Here is a 16,368-nt window from a genome sequence, read left to right as displayed (position 1 = left end):
GCAGGCGGGCGCAGAGCCGCGGAGCTTCGCCGGCCGCCCGTGGATCGGCGGCTCAGTTGAGCAGAGCCGGTTGTCCGGCGTCAGCCTGCTGCGCGGGACTCCCCGAACCCGCCTGCCGAGTGGTGGTGCGAGCGTCGGACTGCATCGGGTCCACTGCCGGATCGATGTCGATGGTGCGGCGCAGCGGGCGGTTCGGCAGCAGCGCGGCCGCGATGAGCGCGACCACCGTCGCGGCCGCGGCGATGAGGAAAATCCGCCCGGTCGCGTCGCCGTAGGAGGCGCGCACGATGGTCGCGATGGGCGCGGGAAGTGCGCCGATATCCAGGTTGCCGCCGCCGGAGGACTCGGTCCGGATACCGAGCCTGCCGAATCCCTCCGCGGACAGTTCACCGACCCGGGTGGCCAGCACGGAACCCAGCACCGAGACACCGATCGCGCCACCGAAAGTGCGGAAGAAGGCGACACTGCTGGACGCGGCGCCGATGTCGTGCACGCTCACCGTGTTCTGCACGGCCAGGACGAGGTTCTGCATCATCATGCCGACGCCGAGTCCGACGACGGTGATGTATCCGCCGACCAGCCACAGGCTCGTCGCGTGGTCGATCGTCGAGAGCAGCGTGAACCCGGCCACCAGCAGCGCGGCTCCGGCGACCACGAAAGCCTTCCACTTTCCGCGCCGGGTGATCAGCTGTCCGGAGCCGATCGAGGCGATCAGCATGCCCGCGACGAGCGGGATGGTCAGCACGCCCGCGGCGGTGGGGGAGTAGCCGCGCGCGGTCTGGAAGTACTGGCCTAGGAAGGTGGTCGCGCCGAACATGCCGACGCCGACCGCGATCGAGGCGATGATCGCCAGGCCCGTGGTGCGTTCGGTGACGATCGGCAAGGGGATGATCGGCGACTCGGCGCGGGACTCGACCCACACGGTCGCGATCAGCAGCAGCACGCCGGCGGTCACGTAGAGCGCCGACTCCCGCGACACCCAGTCGTAGTAACCGGCTTTTCCGGCGAACGACACCCAGATGAGCAGCACGGACACGCCGCCGGTCAGCGCAGCGGCGCCGAGCCAGTCGATCGACACCCCGTCCTTGCGCTCGGTAGGCAGCCGCAGGGTCCGCTGCAAGAGCGCCAGTGCGATCACCGCCAGCGGCACGCACACGAAGAAACACCAGCGCCAGCCCAGCGGGCTGTCGACGATGACGCCGCCGAGGATGGGCCCACCGGACATCGAAACCGCCATGACGGCGCCCATGTAGCCGGAGTATCGCCCGCGTTCGCGCGGCGCGACGATGGAGCCGATGATCGCGACGGCGAGCGCGGTCAACCCGCCCATGCCGACGCCCTGAACGACGCGCGCGACCAGCAGCAGGGCGACATCGCCTGCGAAGCCCGCGATGACCGAGCCGACCACGAAAATGACGATGGCGGATTGGACAAGCAGCTTCTTGTTGAACAGGTCGGCGAATTTGCCCCAGATCGGCGTGGAGGCCGCGTTCGCCAGCAGCGCCGCGGTGATGACCCAGGCGTAGGCGGTCTGCGACCCCTGTAGATCGCCGATGATGGTGGGCAGCGCGGTGGCGACGATCGTCGTGCTGAGCAGCGCCGTGAACAACGCCGCGAGCAGCCCGGTCATCGCCTCCAAGACTTCACGGTGGGTCATCGCGTACGGGTCGCGTCGCGTCACCGCCTCGACTGAACTAGACATCCACTTCCTGACTTTCTTTCGAAACCGGCTGGTGAGCGCCGACGGGGGTGCTGTGGGCGTGCGTGGTCAGTGCGCCGCGGAGCTTCTGGACGGCGAGGCAGGCCTGCTCGGCGTCGTCTTCACTCCAGTCGGCCAGGACGTTCTGCAATCCCCGGGCCCGCGATGCCCGCACGCGGTGCAGCAGATCGCGCCCCTCGTCGGTCACCCGGACCAGGGTGGCCCGGCCGTCGGTGGGATCGGCGTGCCTGCTGATGTAGTCGGCGCCGACGAGTTCGGTGATGTGCCTGCTCAATGCGCTGGGACTGATGCACAAGTCCGCGGCGAGGTCCCCTTGCCGACTCGAGCCTTTGGATTCGAGGGCGCCCAGTACCCCGATGCCGCCCGGAAGCAATTGCCCTTCTTCCGGGTGTGCGAGCGCGATACGGATGGCCCGGCCCATCAGGTAGAGCTCTCGAATCAGGCTCTGGGCCGTATCGGGCGAGACTGCCATGTCTACTCCAGACCACTAGTTACTTGCGCTACGCAAATATATAGTAGTTGCTTGACCTAAGCAACTAGTGGACGGCGCCGCCCGCGTCGAAGGCTGCGGGGGTGGGTGATGACAGAGATGCGCGGCTATCGGCCTCTTGGGGCCGCGACCACGAACCCAAGGGTGGCTATTCGTCCACCCCCGGGGGTTGCTGGATGCTCCCTGAGGTCACTGGTTATGGGGATGTACACGGCGGACAGTAGTAGCTGAACCTGATGTCGATCGCTATCGAGGAACTACGAGATGCAGCCGAGTTTCGTTCACCACGTAAGGCAGCAAACTTCTACCTACGGTGTGAACAGGTCGTTCACCTACCTGCACGAGGTCGGGCGGGAGTTGAGCGAGGAGGTATCGACCTACCTCGAACTCGACCGCGACGCCAGGGCTGTCGCAGTCTGGCTGACCGACCGCCCGGAATCGGCGCAGCCCGTCGTGCTGCTCTATCACGACGGGCTGGCGTTCCTGCGCGCGTTTCTCGGCTGCCTGTACGCGGGCGTGATCGCGGTCCCCGCGCCCCTGCCGCACGACGAGGGCAGCGCCCGCCGCGTAGCGGGCATCGTCGCGGATTCCGGCGCCGAGCTGGTTCTCACGACCGGCGACGTCCAGCCGCTGCTCGAGACCGCGACCAGCGCGGCCGTCGTCGCCACCGACCGCCCGCTCGGCGACCCCGACCACTGGCGCATGCCCGACATCGGCCCCGAGACGATCGCCTTCCTCCAGTACACGTCGGGGTCGACCGGCGACCCCAAGGGTGTCGTCGTCACGCACGGCAACCTGATGCACAACGAAGCCGCCATCGCCTCGGCCGGGTTGAGCGATGCCTCGATCGGCGTCAGCTGGATCCCGCACTTCCACGACATGGGCCTGATCGGCACGCTGCTCGGGTCTCTGTACGTCGGGGCGGACCTGGTTTTCATGGCGCCGACGAGTTTTCTGAAGCATCCGGTGCGCTGGCTGCGCGCCATCGGCGAATACCGCGCGACCTTCACCGCCGCACCGAACTTCGCCTATGACCTGATCGTCCGCAGGGTGACCGACGAACAGTTGGCGGAACTCGATCTGAGCAGCGTCGAGATCGCCCTGAGCGGCGCCGAGCCGGTCCGTGAACGAACCATCGCGGCCGTGTCGCGGCGATTCGCGCCCGCCGGTCTGCGACCCACGGCGTTGCTTCCCGCCTATGGGCTGGCCGAGGTGACGTTGCTGGCCAGCGGCGGATCCATCGACGCGGCGCCGGTCTACCTCGACGTGGGTCGCGAAGCCCGGCTCGTCGGCTGCGGACGAGCGGCCCCCGGTCTGGACATCCGCATCGTCGACCCGGACACGCGACGGCAGGTTCCGGACGACACGGTCGGAGAGATCTGGATCGCGGGCCCGAGCGTCGCCGCGGGTTACTGGAACCGCCCCGACGAGTCGCGCGAGACATTCGGTGCGTACCTCGATGCCGAGGGCCCATTCCTGCGCACCGGAGATCTCGGTCTGCTGCACGAGGACGAGCTGTTCGTCGCAGGGCGCCACAAGGATCTGCTGATCGTCAACGGCCGCAACCTGTACCCGCAGGACATCGAAGAACTCGTGCGCGGGTTGCATCCGGCGCTCGGCGCCGCCGGTGTCGCAGTCTCCGTCGACACGGGCGGCCGGGAACGACTCGTCGTGGTGCAGGGCGTCAAGACGGCGCGGCAAGGCGCCACGACACTGGCCGAGCTGACCTCGGCGATCAAGATCGCCGTCGCCCGCGGATTCGACGTATCGGCGCCGAACGTGGTGCTCGTCGAGCCCCGGGCCGTTCAGCGCACGACCAGCGGGAAGGTCCAGCGCGCCGCGATGCGGGACTCGCTGCTCGCACATCGTGTCGAGGGTGTCCTGCACGAGGATCTCGAACCGGCGCTGACCCGAACTCTGACCGCTTGATCCACCCATACCAGCCGAGGAGCCGAAACATGTTCAGCACCACAGCCGTTCGCCCGACGACGACGATCGAGGATTGGCTCGTGGAGCGCGTGGCGGACTACACCGAACGCGCGGCCCGCGACGTCGATCCGGTCGTCCCGCTCGCCGAACTGGGCTTGGACTCCGTCTCGGCCGTGAACCTGTGCGGCGAGATCGAGGACCGATGGTCACTCGAGGTCGACCCGGTCCTGGTCTTCGAGTACCCCACCATCGCCGACATCGCCGCTTACATCGCCACCGAATTCGCCCTTGCCGCATGACCGACATCGCCATCGTCGGCCTCGACTGCCGATTCCCGCAAGCACCCGATCCGGCCGCGCTGTGGCGGCTGCTGATCGACGGACGTGACGTGATCTCCGAGGTTCCGGCGAGCCGCTGGAATGCCGCCGAGTACCACGATCCGGCCGGTGCCCCCGGCACCATCAACACCCGCAGCGGCGGCTTCCTCGACGACGCGGACGCGTTCGACGCCGAATTCTTCGGCATCACCCCGCGCGAAGCCGAGGCGATGGATCCGCAGCAGCGGTTGCTGCTGCACGCCACCTGGCGGGCCTTCGAAGACGCCACGCTCGATCCGCGCGCCGAGGCCGGTTCCCGTACCGGGGTCTTCGTCGGGGTGATGGCCAACGAATGGGCCAACCTGCAGATGAGCGACTATGCCGCGATCACCCCGCAGCACGGTTCCGGCAACGGATATTTCATGACCGCCAACCGGCTGTCCTACCAGTTCGACCTGAAAGGGCCGAGTGTCGCGGTCGACACGGCGTGCTCGTCGTCGCTGGTCGCGATCCACCTCGCCTGCGGCGCACTGGCTTCCGGCGAATGCGATCAAGCGGTCGCCGGTGGTGTCAACTTGGTGCTCACGCCCGCCGTCGGGGTGTTCTACACCCAGGCCGGTCTCTCCGCGCCGGACGCGCGGTGCAAGCCGTTCAGCGGCAACGCCGATGGAATCGTGCGCGGCGAGGGCGTCGCGGTGCTCGTGCTGCGGCGCCTCGCCGACGCGCAGGCCGCGGGTCTGCCGATCTACGCGGTGATCAAGGGCAGCGCGGTCAATTCCGATGGGCGCAGCAACGGCATCACGGCGCCGAACCGCTGGGCGCAGCAGCAGGTGATCGGCGAGGCGTGCGAGCGCGCCGGGGTACGGCCCGAGGAGGTGGACTTCCTCGAGGCACACGGCACCGGAACGGTGCTCGGCGACATGATCGAGGTCAAAGCACTGGGACAGCTGCACGCACGCAACCGGCGGCGGCTTTGCGGCGTCGGATCGATCAAGGGCAATCTCGGTCACACCGAAGGCGCGGCGGGCGTCGCGGGCCTGCTCAAAGTCGCTCTCAGCTTGCGGCACGGTATCGTCCCGCCGTCGAGGTTCGCCGATCAGGAGAATCCGCGGCTGCGGATGGCCGAGCAGGGTTTGCGTCTGCTCACCGAACCGATGCCGCTGGAGGGACCCGGATACGGGGGAGTCAGCAGCTTCGGCATCGGCGGCACGAATGCCCATGTTGTGCTGGGCAGCGCTCCTGCCGCCGAGACCCCCACGTCCTCCGGGGGCGGCGTGCTCACGCTGTCGGCGAACGACGAGGAAGGGTTGCGGCGCAACGCCCGTCGCCTGGCCGACGCGCTGGGTTCCACCCCGCCGGAGGAATTCGCGCAACTGTGCTGGACGAGCAACCAGGTCAAGTCCTCCGGCCGCGCCCGGCTCGCCGTCGTGGCCGCCGACCGTGACGCCGCCGTCGCGCGGCTGCGCGCCGGCGCGGACACCGGGGTCGTGGGACCGGTCGGCGTCGGCTGGATGTTCACCGGCCAGGGTTCGCAATTCACAGGCATGGCGCGCGCGCTCGACGCGGAAGTCCCGTTGTTCCGGGACGCTCTGGCGATGGTGGACCAGGTCATGACGGTTCATCTCGGTCACTCGGTACGTGAGCTGACGCTCGACGAGCACACCGAGATCGACCGCACCGATCTCGCGCAACCGGCGATCTTCGCGATGGAGTACGCCCTGGCCAAGGCACTGGCCGACGTCGGCGTCCGGCCCGCGTGGGTCATCGGGCACAGCATCGGCGAGTTCGCGGCCGCGGCGGTGGCGGGAGTGTTCGACCTGGACGACGCGTGCCGCCTCGTCGTCGCACGAGGGGAGCTGATGCGACGGTTGCCGGAGGGCGGGGCGATGCTCGCCGTGCGGGCGGACGCGGCCGAGGTCGCCGAATTGCTCGCCGACCAACCGGAGATGGCGCTCGCCGCCGTCAACGGACCGCGGGAGATCGTGCTTTCCGGTGCGGCATCGGCGATCACCCGGGGGCGGGACGCGCTCACGGCTCGCGGGGTGGAGACCACGGTCCTCAACGTCTCCCACGCCTTCCACAGCCCGCTGATGGAACCCATGCTGGAGCAGTTCGAGGCAGTCGCCCGCGAATGCGGTTATCGCACACCCGCACTTCCGCTCTACTCGACCGTCCACGGTCGCCTGCTCGACGCCAGCGAATCGATGGACGCCGCGTATTGGGTCGAGCACGTCCGCGCCACCGTCCGCTTCGGCGAGGCCATCGAAGCCGCTCTCGGCACCGAGCCCAGCCACGTCGTCGAGATCGGGCCGCGTCGTGTCCTGGCCACGATGGTCGGCCGGACCCGCCCGGATCTGGCGGCGCGCTGCCTGACGCCCAGCCCGGGACCAGGTGCGACAGGCGGCGCATTCGCCGAGACCGTCGCCGCTCTGTACCGCGACGGACTCGACCCCGACTGGGACCGGCTCTACGAGCCGGCGCAGCGCGTCCGCCGCAGGCTGCCCGGATACGAGTTCTCCACCGACCAACGGTTCTGGGTCGAATCACGCAATACCGCAACGCCTTCCGCTCAATCCGAGGAAACCTCCATGGACCAGTTGATCGCACTCTTCCGCGAACAGAACGCCGTCCTGGCGAGTCTGGTCGGCGCTCCGTCCGCCGGGCACGTTCCACAGCCCAGAGGGGCGGCGCCGGTCGCGACCGAGACGGTCACACCGCACGACATCGTGACCCCGACGACCGCGGTGGGCACGGCCACCGCGGACCCGCCGATGCCCCCCGCAGCCGTCGCGAGCGTCGTGCGCGCGGAGTTCTCCAGGGTGAGCGGATTCCCGGCCGACCGGCTCCGCGATGCCCAGACGCTCGGTGACGACCTGGGCTTCGACTCGCTCATGCTGACCGACCTGATCGCCGCGCTCGTTCGCAAGCTACCCCGCCTGACCGTCGACCCGAGCAGATTCACGCCCACGGCGACGCTCGGCGACGTCACCTCCTACCTGACCGGTCGAGTGGGTGCGCCCGTCCCGCAGCAGGCAGCCGGCCCTGCGGCCGGCGGGATGCCCGAACCGTCGTGTGAGGTCGCCGAGCCGGAGTACCGGATCTCGGATTTCGCGGAGGTGAAGTCGATCGCGGACCGGCTCGCCGGCGCCGAATCGCTCGGCCTGTCCAATCCCTACTTCCTGGTCAACGACGGTGTCACCAAGGACACCTCGGTCATCGACGGCGCCTCGGTGATCAACTTCTCCAGCTACAACTACCTCGGATTGTCCGGCCATCCGGCGGTCGTCGCCGCCGTGCAGGACGCGGTGGCCCGCTATGGCAGCTCGTGCTCGGCCAGCCGGATCCTCTCCGGCGAGAAGCCGGTGCACCGCGAACTCGAGGCCGAACTCGCGGCCCTGCTCGGCACCGAGGACGCCATCGCACTGGTCGGCGGCCACTCCACGAACGTCACGATCATCGGGCATCTGGTAGGACCGGAGGACCTCGTCATCCACGACAGCCTCGCGCACGACAGCATCATGCAAGGCTGCAAGCTGTCGGGCGCGACCCGCCGCCCGTTCCCGCACAACGATCACGCCGCCCTCGACGAACTGCTCACCGAGATCCGCCATCAGTACCGGCGGGTGCTGATCCTGATCGAAGGCGTCTACAGCCAGGACGGCGACATCCCCGATCTGCCCGCGATCATCGCCGTCAAGAAGAAGCACAAGGCGCTGTTGATGATCGACGAGGCGCACAGCGTCGGCGTGCTCGGCGCGGGCGGCGGTGGAATCGGCGAATATTTCGGCGTCGATCGCGACGACGTCGAATTGTGGTCCGGGACGACATCGAAGGCGCTCGCCGGTTGTGGCGGGTACGTCGCGGGCAGCGCGGAACTGATCCGATTCCTGAAGTACACGACGCCAGGATTCGTCTACAGCGTCGGCATGACGCCGATGAACGCAGCCGCCTCGGCCGCGGCGATCCGTCAGTTGCGGTCCGAAGGCGCCATCCTGGAACGTCTGCGCGGCAATTCTCGACTGTTCCTGCGATTGGCCCGGGAGGTGGGGGTCGACGCCGGCGACAGCCACGACACGCCGATCATCCCGTGCATCGTGGGCGACTCGATGAAGACGTTGCGACTGTCGAACGCGCTGTTGCGCCGCGGCATCAACGTCAACCCGATCCTGTATCCGGCGGTGCCGGAAGACCTCGCACGGCTGCGGTTCTTCGTCACCGCCTGCCACACCGAGGACCAGATTCGCGAGACCGTCAAGGTTCTCGCCGAGGAACTCGCCCTGCTCGCGGAGAGCTGACCGGCGAGCCGGCCGGTCAGCGACCGCCGACAGCGCGTCCGAGACGGATGCGCGGCCGGGGTGGCCGTGTCGATGACGGCGACGTCATCGGCTCGTCGCCCGCTGCGTCGTGCACCTCCACGTGCCCCGGACCGCTGTAGCATCGGTCCGAGATGCCATTACTCCAGCTCGAGCCCATAGCGGCGGCTTCGCGGGTCTGGAGTCCGGGCGGGCGATGAGGGCCGGGCACGAGTTCGCTGCCGCAGGCGCCGGGCGGGTACGGACCTCGTCGACGTGTACGGCCGGAATGTTTTACGGCGCCACAGGCGTGTGATCCGCCGGGTGAGGGTTCGAGCGGCGATTCGGCTCGTTTCGAGTGGGCTTTGCGGCACCGCATCGGAAACCACCGCGAGACCGATCCGATCGTGCCGGCTACCGCGGACGAGGACGAAACCTCGCCGCCGACCGTAGCGACCGCATCGGAGGTATTGGCCAGCCATGATTCGCTCGAGCGTGCGAGCCGCGATCTCCCTGATCCTCGCCGGCGGTCTGGGGTTGGCGAGTACTCCGGCGGTGGCGTCCATGCCGCTGGTGGTGATCGTGACCGGCGGCGAGATCTCCGGCCACGCCGCCGACGGCATCGTCGAATACCTGGGTATTCCCTTCGCGGCCCCCACCGGTGGCGGAGCGCGGTTCAGCCCCCCGCGTCCGGTACCGCCGTGGCCCGGCGTGCGGCCTGCTCACCACCACGGTCCGCAATGTCCGCAGAACGGCTACCTGCCCGGCCTACCACCGACCGGCCCCACCAGCGAGGACTGCCTGACCATCGATGTGTACGCGCCGGACCGGGCACCCGGCCGACTGTTGCCGGTCATGGTGTTTCTCCACGGCGGCGGCTACGTCACCGGCTCCAACAGTCAATATGACGCCCCCACGCGGATGGTCGCCGACGGCGACGTCATCGTCGCAGTCCCGAACTACCGCCTCGGCCCGTTCGGCTTCATGTCGCTCCCGGAACTGGCCGCCGAGTCCGGCGGGGCCACCGGAACGGTCGGCATCCAGGACCAGCAAGCCGCTCTGCGATGGGTGCGCGAGAACGCGCGTGCCTTCGGCGGCGATCCGGGCACTGTCACGATCTTCGGTGAATCGGCAGGTGGCGGAAGCGTCTGCACACATTTCGCCGCACCCGGCTCCGACGATCTGTTCGCCAAAGCGATCGTCCAAAGCGGCTCGTGCGCACAGTCACCGCTGGTCCCCGGCAATCGGGACGATGCCTTCGCACGCTCACAGCGCTACGCGGAGAGCATCGGATGCGGCGACGCCGCGACACGTTCGAGCTGCCTTCGCGCGCTTCCCGCCGCGAAGCTCCTGGATTCGCCGACCGTCCGATTCGACGGGCCGACCCCCGTCTGGGTGCCCAGCATCGACGGCGTCGTCGTCACCCGCACACTCGCCGAAGCCCTGGCAGGAGACAAGCGCAAGAGACCGCTCATCGTGGGGAGCAACAGCGCGGAAGGCGCGCTGTTCGTCGCGGAATCCGATTACGCCCGCGGCCACGTCCCGGACGCGGCGAGCTACGAGCGCTACGTCCGCCAATCATTCGGCGGTTATGCCGATCGCGTACTCGCCCGCTACCCCCTCGATCGGTATCCCTCACCGGCAGCCGCTCAGACCGCGGTGATCACCGACGGTCTTCTCGCTTGTCCCGCGCTGTTCACCAGCCGCACCGCGCGCGACACGGGACATCCCCTGTGGCAGTACGAATTCGATCAGGCGCCGTTCGGCGACGCCGATCCGGTCCTGCCCGGCGCCTTCCACGCCGCCGAACTTCCGTATCTGTTCACCGGTCTCATGGGAGTGCCCATCCCATGGACCGGGGCGTCCGCCGCGTTCGCGGCGCAAATGCAACGATGGTGGACCACTTTCGCCCATACCGGTGACCCGAACGGTCCAGGCGCGTCCCAATGGCCGGCGTGGCCGGAGTCGGCAGGGCAGAGTTCCGACGGGCCGACGCTGCTCATGCGGGCAACCGGCAGCGTCGTAATCGAGGACTTCGCCATCAGGCACCACTGTGCGTTCTGGTCCGAACGGGAACGCTGAGCCCCGCCCGCGTCGATCGAAGCGATCTCCGCGATTCGGTGAATAGTGTTCGCGGGCAGTGATTCCCGCATCGGCGTAGGCCGGTCTTGCCGCGCGTGATGTGCTGAGTTAAGGTCGTCGTCATGACTGCCGGGTCGGCGACACGCCGCGCACAGAACGGTCGCCCGGCCGCGCTGTGATCATCCGGCGGGCCAGGGGCCCGCCCTCCTTCTTCGCGAAATCCCATGTACTACAGGGACATCGGAAGGAGGTGAACATATGTCCCCTTCGGAAACGCCGCAGCAGCGCGGCTGGCCGGACTTCGTCGCCGCGCACGCTCAGGGCAGAGTGCTGGAGGCGACTGTCGTAGAGATCGTGCCGTTCGGCGCGTTCTTGGAGGTCGCTCCAGGAATCCACGGGTTGCTGCACCGAACCGAGTGGTCCACCGAGCCGCAAATCGGCGCCACTCTGACGGTCCGCATCCTCGATATCGATACCGAGAGGCAGCGAGTGGCTCTGGCGCACGCTGAATAACGGTCCACGCGGGCGTGCCGGGGCAGACTCCACCTGCCCCGGCACGTCCGTAAGCCTATCCGCCCTCGGGTGAAGGCTCACTCTCGTGGAGGCTCGAGCGGAGGTGTCGCGGTGGCCACGCCCGCGCATCTCGGCTGGTTCGCGGGCCTGTGCCCAGGTCCGCCGATGCTGGGCGGTCGACCTCGTGCCTTCCATGCCGCGTCGGCACTCATGAATGTTTGCTAGACATTTGCCTGGGTAGAACCGGCACACGTCAGCCCTCAGTCCCGGAAGGCCCGATGCCATGGTTGTCAGGCTCGACCCCCGCCGCTTCCGCGCGCTGATCGGCGCGCGGTCACCGTCGGCGAATCCGGGGGCGGCGTGATCGGCTACTACATCCATCACCACGGCTGCGGGCACCTGCTGCGAGCGCAATGTATTCGCGCGCACATCGATCAACCGGTCGTCGCGCTGTCCTCGTTGTCGCCGGCAAGCCACCAAGGCTTCGACGACACGGTGGAGTTGCCCGCAGGCGACCGGGCCGCGGGAGCCGACGACCCGACCGCGGGCGGGATGCTGCACTGGGTGCCACGCCGTGATCCCGGCCTCGCCGATCGGATGGCGGCGGTCGCCGCCTGGATCGCCGACACCCGCCCCGACGCCCTGGTGGTGGACGTGTCGGTGGAGGTGGCGCTGCTGGCCAGGCTGCACGGTGTGCCGGTCGTGGCGATGGCGCTGCCGGGTACCCGGACGGACCCGGCACATCAGATGCTGCACCGCATCGCCGAACGATTGATCGCGGCGTGGCCGCGCGGGCTCTACGACCCGTCGTGGCTGCACCCGTATGCCGACAAGACCCACTACGTCGGCGGCATCACCCGCTTCGCCGAGCGCGTGCCGGCCCGGGCGGTCCGCGGGGACGAGCGCCCTGTGGTCCTGGTACTGGCGGGAGCGGGCGGCGCACCGTTCACCGCAGCGATGGTTCGCGCGTGCGCGCAGCGCCACCGCCGATACCGGTGGCGCACTCTCGGATCGGGTGACTGGGTCGACGACCCGTGGCCGCAGCTGTGCGAGGCCGACGTGATCGTCTCGCACGCCGGTCAGAGCGCTGTCGCCGACATCGCCGCCGCGGGCAAACCGGCCATCCTGATCCCGGCGGAGCGCCCGTTCGGCGAGCAGCACGCGACCGGTCGCGCTCTGGCCGCCGCGGGCATGGCGCTCACCCTCGACCGCCGGCCGGACCTCGACGACTGGCCCGCGCTCGTGGAGCGGGCGCGGGCGCTGGATACGGATCGCTGGCGGTGGTGGCATACCCGGGGTGCGGCGGCACGAGCCGCGGCGGCTGTCAACGAGATCGACGCACGCGGCCTTTGTTCCGCGTCGTGAGAACCGCCGCGTCGTGAGAACCGCCGCGTCGTGAGAACCGCCGCGTCGTGAGAACCGCCGCCATCACCATCGCGGCCGGGCGTACGGCGCATGGTGCGGCTCGGCGCGGGACTCCCGACTCCGGCCCGACCACCACGTCGGGGTCGTCATGAGTTACCCGGCAGCACGTGCGCGGGCATCCGGCGCGCCGCGTACCGATGCGAGGGGCCGGTCGCCACTGTCGTCGTCGGCGCCGCGATCCGGGTGCGGAGACCCCCTCGGGCAATAGCCGAGTTCTGGTGTTACTCGGCGTGAACCGCGTCCCCCGCAGAATAAGATGATGTTGTCACCTCGGGAGGTGAGCGGTCGGGACGTTGCGCTTCGATCGGCGGGATTCACGGTGAGACGCTGCAGGTAGGAGCATACTGACGCGATGAACGAATCGGGCGACCGAATCGTGGACACGGCTGAAGGAGCGGTAGCCCGGGTGGTCGGGGCGGGGACGCCCCAGACGACGGGAAGCTTCCGGTTCTGGTTCGCCGATCAGCGGTGGGAGTGGTCGGACGAAGTCGCCGCGATGCACGGCTACGCGCCCGACACGGTGACGCCGACGACAGAGTTGCTGCTCGCGCACAAACACCCCGAGGACCGGGATCATGTCGCCGAGGCGATCGAGAAGTCGGTTCGCAACGCCGAACCGTTCTGTAGCCGCCACCGCATCATCGACACCGCCGGTGCGCCGCACCACGTCATCGTGCTGGGCGACACGATGACCGACAAGGACGGCACCGTAGTCGGCACCGCGGGTTACTACGTGGATCTGACGGCCACGATCGCCGAGGAGCGGCAGGATCTCCTCGACGGCACCCTGCCGAAACTGTTCGAGGCACGCGCGCTGATCGAGCAGGCCAAGGGGGTGCTGATGCGGATCTACCGGATCAACGCCGACCAGGCCTTCCACGTCTTGCAGTGGCGTTCGCAGGAGACCAACGTCAAGTTGCGCGACTTGGCCGCCCAGCTCATCGCCGAGATCGACGACTTGCCCCCGGCTCCGCCATCGGTGCAGACCGCCTTCGACCACATGCTGCTGACTCTGCACGAGCGCGTCCCGAAGTCGTGATGTCGGATCGTCGGCACCACGCGATTCCGGCCTAGTGGCCGCGCAGCACGGCGCCGACCCCGTCGCGCAGGCCGGCCACGGCGTCGACCAGCGTGATCTCGGCCCCGATGGCCAACGCGGCCACCGGCAGGGCTTCGTCGGCGCGGCGCATCTCACCGGTCGAGCCGTTCGTGGCCGAGCCGATCACGAAGTTCGGCGCGGTACCGGCGAGCACCAAGCGGTCGCCCAGCGCCGTGCGGTCCAGCAGTAGTCGCTCCACGGTGGCGGCGCGCAACGCGGTCGTGGTCGCGGCCAGCCCGGCCACCGCCAGGCCGTCCGGGCGCTCGATCTCGGCGGTGAAGCGCTCGAGCACCCGACGGCGTCGCTGCGCCACCACGCGGTGCAGGATGTCGCGAACCTCCGCGTCGAGGGCCTTCGGGTCCGAAGCCGGTGTCAGCGTGCCGGATCGGGCCTCGATGACGTCCCGGCCCTTCGCGTCGAACGCCCCGCGCAGCTGCGCGCGAGCCCGAGCTTCTCCGGCGAGCACGACCACTTCCGCGTGCACGGTGTCGGCCAGCCGGTCCAGTTCGTGCGCGAACTGGCGAATGTCGCGATGCGCGGTGTCCTCGACGTGGTGGCGAATCGTACGACGAGACCGGTCGTCGCGCCGGAGCTCGGGCACCGGCTGGTCCAGGCACCGGAGGGATTCCTCCAGTTCGCTGCCATGACCGTCGAGCGAATAGAGTTCCGAGCCCACCCGGTCCACGAGTGCGACGACGTGCGGGACCTTCTCGGCCTGCATCTCGATGAGGGGTAGCAGGTAGGGAAGGGGCGAAACCCGGACGGTCTCGGTGTCCGGTGGCCAAGGCAAGCGTTCGTCGGCGAGCACCTCGGTCTCGTCGGCGATGAGCAGCCTGCCGTAGCGCCCTCGCGCCGCTGGGTGCAGGGTGATCGCCTGGGCCAGCAGCCGCCGGATCCGTGGCCGGGCCCCGCTGCGGTCCAGCTCGGCGTCGATCGAGCGCCAATGCAGCTCGGACGGACCGCCCGCGCCCTCGGTGTCGTGGGAAGTGTCGAAACAGACCGATGCGAAGGGGCCGTGCTTCGAGAGTATCCGCCGGAGGTCCGCCATCGGTATCACCTGGTTTCCCTGGCCATGGACGCTCTCGCTCGGGAGCTTCGGCAAACGTCTAGCGTTCGCTCGGCCCGGGAAATTCGCGCTCGAGTGACTTCGTCGTGTGTCCCGAAGGCTTCGATTCGGCGAACCACAGTGGGTGAGTACCCCGGCGTGTCGTGCCGAATCAGGGCACCCGGATCTGCGGGCACGGTGTACGGAATCGTGATCATTCTGCTGTTTCGTTGTGCGCGAAGTGGTTTCGGCCAACTTTCCATCGGCTCGGAGCGGCGGTGGGTGAGGTTCGGGGGACGGTTGTGAGCGCCGCTCGCCGATGGGTGGTCACCACTCGGGATCAATCCGCGAGAGTTGGCCCCGCGACGCTGCCCGGTTCGGCAATCGTTCGGCCATTGAGGAGCGGCCACCTGCGAAAGGTGGGGCCGTCGCCGCAGGCCGCGGGCACCGGCGAACTTCGCCGATCCGAACGCGGCCGACCGCGAGGAAGGGCGGCCCGGCCGCACGAAGCCGCGGATCGAGGAGTCCAACGCGGTCGGGGGGCGGGCGACTCGAGCCCGGCGCGGTGAGCGATTTTCGGCGTCCTGCTCTTTTTCGGTTTCGTGTAATAAAGCTGTTCGAATGTCCGTTTTTACTGTTCAGCGGGCCGCAATCACCCAAGCAACCGCTTGGTGTCCGGATCGTAAACCGAAAAGATCGGTTTGTTTCAGGTGGGCTGTGGTAAATGTGGAGGTATCGGATCGACAGCGCGGTCGTCCGATAAACGGGGCGAGGAACCCGCGCTGCTCGACGTTCAGCCGATTCGAAGCGCTCTGTCGCTGATTACCGGCGGCGCACGAACACGAGGGCTCTCCGCAAGAATGTGTACGACTACGTGCACCAGCGCAGAGGAACGTCATCGTGATCGAGAAGCCCGAAGCGCCCGTCGCCGCGGACGACGAAGAACGAGATCGGATCGTATGGCCCGACCCGAGCCCGCTCAGCGGCTGGTGGGCCGAAGTCATGGCCCATCGCCGGATCACCCGGCCACACACCTCCGCCGCGGACCCGCGGCACAACTGACCCGAACCGGCGGGTTCGTCCACCTTTCGCGACGTGCGGAGGGTACGCGACGAACGCCGTGTGCGGGCCGGCATCGGCGGCCGCGGCATCGGCGCGTATTTGCGGGCTGTGCGCTGCTCTATAGCGCCGTAGTCCGAATACCGCCCGTGAAAGTGTTTGCGCCGCAGGGCCGGAAACGCCGCGCCGACGTGCCGGTGACGTAAATCGCTTGTCGTGGCATGCGCACGACAGCACGAGGGCCACAAAATTCGCTGAGCGCCTCTGCGACATACATCTTCGAGCCGTTCGAAATGGAAGGTTCGGTCGAGTTCCGCCGAATCGTCGAAGACGCCCGCCCCGAACGAGTCTCGCGAATTGCGGGGCTCGTTCGGTGTGCTGTCCACGTGGTTGCCTA

The 16,368-nt window shown here is 68.5% G+C and carries 11 protein-coding genes; 8 read left to right on the top strand and 3 right to left on the bottom strand.

The features are described from left to right. Positions 1-52: 52 nt before the first annotated feature. The gene (locus K8O92_29845; protein ID UAK36022.1) at positions 53-1,657 is read right to left on the bottom strand and encodes an MFS transporter; all 1,605 of its coding nucleotides are present in this window, start codon (positions 1,655-1,657) and stop codon (positions 53-55) included. Positions 1,658-1,694: 37 nt separating this feature from the next. Further along, entirely contained in the window at positions 1,695-2,192 is a 498-nt protein-coding gene (locus K8O92_29840) for a MarR family winged helix-turn-helix transcriptional regulator (GenBank protein ID UAK31893.1), read from the bottom strand. A gap of 282 nt (positions 2,193-2,474) precedes the next feature. Here K8O92_29840 and K8O92_29835 point away from each other — a divergent pair, with 282 nt between their 5' ends. From K8O92_29835 to K8O92_29805, 7 genes are all read left to right on the top strand, one after another. Beyond that, a complete protein-coding gene (locus K8O92_29835; GenBank protein ID UAK31892.1) occupies positions 2,475-4,139 on the top strand; it encodes a fatty acyl-AMP ligase in 1,665 nt (554 codons plus the stop codon). 29 nt (positions 4,140-4,168) lie between these two features. Next, positions 4,169-4,438: an acyl carrier protein gene (locus K8O92_29830; GenBank protein ID UAK31891.1), complete on the top strand. Its 270-nt coding sequence runs from the start codon at positions 4,169-4,171 to the stop codon at positions 4,436-4,438. Beyond that, complete coding sequence (locus K8O92_29825; GenBank protein ID UAK31890.1) at positions 4,435-8,751, top strand: aminotransferase class I/II-fold pyridoxal phosphate-dependent enzyme; 4,317 nt, start codon at positions 4,435-4,437, stop codon at positions 8,749-8,751. Before K8O92_29830 ends, K8O92_29825 begins: the two co-directional genes overlap by 4 nt. Positions 8,752-9,228: 477 nt before the next feature. Beyond that, a complete protein-coding gene (locus K8O92_29820) occupies positions 9,229-10,830 on the top strand; it encodes a carboxylesterase family protein (GenBank protein UAK31889.1) in 1,602 nt (533 codons plus the stop codon). 258 nt (positions 10,831-11,088) lie between these two features. Further along, positions 11,089-11,343 carry a S1 RNA-binding domain-containing protein gene (locus K8O92_29815; protein ID UAK31888.1) on the top strand — a complete coding sequence of 85 codons (255 nt, stop codon included), beginning with the start codon at positions 11,089-11,091 and terminating at the stop codon, positions 11,341-11,343. A gap of 360 nt (positions 11,344-11,703) precedes the next feature. Beyond that, complete coding sequence (locus K8O92_29810; protein UAK31887.1) at positions 11,704-12,708, top strand: hypothetical protein; 1,005 nt, start codon at positions 11,704-11,706, stop codon at positions 12,706-12,708. Between the two features lie 412 nt (positions 12,709-13,120). Next, positions 13,121-13,807: a PAS and ANTAR domain-containing protein gene (locus K8O92_29805; GenBank protein ID UAK31886.1), complete on the top strand. Its 687-nt coding sequence runs from the start codon at positions 13,121-13,123 to the stop codon at positions 13,805-13,807. A 31-nt stretch (positions 13,808-13,838) separates the two neighbouring features. Here K8O92_29805 and K8O92_29800 read toward each other — a convergent pair whose 3' ends face one another. Further along, the gene (locus K8O92_29800) at positions 13,839-14,915 is read right to left on the bottom strand and encodes a hypothetical protein (protein UAK31885.1); all 1,077 of its coding nucleotides are present in this window, start codon (positions 14,913-14,915) and stop codon (positions 13,839-13,841) included. An 897-nt stretch (positions 14,916-15,812) separates the two neighbouring features. Here K8O92_29800 and K8O92_29795 point away from each other — a divergent pair. Further along, complete coding sequence (locus K8O92_29795) at positions 15,813-15,974, top strand: hypothetical protein (protein UAK31884.1); 162 nt, start codon at positions 15,813-15,815, stop codon at positions 15,972-15,974. Positions 15,975-16,368: the final 394 nt, after the last annotated feature.

It is taken from the genome of Nocardia asteroides (assembly GCA_019930625.1).
GTDB lineage: Bacteria > Actinomycetota > Actinomycetes > Mycobacteriales > Mycobacteriaceae > Nocardia > Nocardia sputi.
Note: the sequence above shows the minus strand (reverse complement) of the source record. Positions and strands in the feature narration are given on the sequence as shown.

Excerpts from the sequence above, each read along its gene's own strand:
- K8O92_29830 (UAK31891.1), top strand. The coding sequence starts at position 4,169 with ATGTTCAGCACCACAGCCGTTCGCCCGACGACGACGATCGAGGATTGG.
- K8O92_29820 (UAK31889.1), top strand. The coding sequence starts at position 9,229 with ATGATTCGCTCGAGCGTGCGAGCCGCGATCTCCCTGATCCTCGCCGGC.
- K8O92_29845 (UAK36022.1), bottom strand. The coding sequence starts at position 1,657 with ATGACCCACCGTGAAGTCTTGGAGGCGATGACCGGGCTGCTCGCGGCG.
- K8O92_29815 (UAK31888.1), top strand. The coding sequence starts at position 11,089 with ATGTCCCCTTCGGAAACGCCGCAGCAGCGCGGCTGGCCGGACTTCGTC.
- K8O92_29835 (UAK31892.1), top strand. The coding sequence starts at position 2,475 with ATGCAGCCGAGTTTCGTTCACCACGTAAGGCAGCAAACTTCTACCTAC.
- K8O92_29825 (UAK31890.1), top strand. The coding sequence starts at position 4,435 with ATGACCGACATCGCCATCGTCGGCCTCGACTGCCGATTCCCGCAAGCA.
- K8O92_29800 (UAK31885.1), bottom strand. The coding sequence starts at position 14,915 with ATGGCGGACCTCCGGCGGATACTCTCGAAGCACGGCCCCTTCGCATCG.
- K8O92_29805 (UAK31886.1), top strand. The coding sequence starts at position 13,121 with ATGAACGAATCGGGCGACCGAATCGTGGACACGGCTGAAGGAGCGGTA.
- K8O92_29840 (UAK31893.1), bottom strand. The coding sequence starts at position 2,192 with ATGGCAGTCTCGCCCGATACGGCCCAGAGCCTGATTCGAGAGCTCTAC.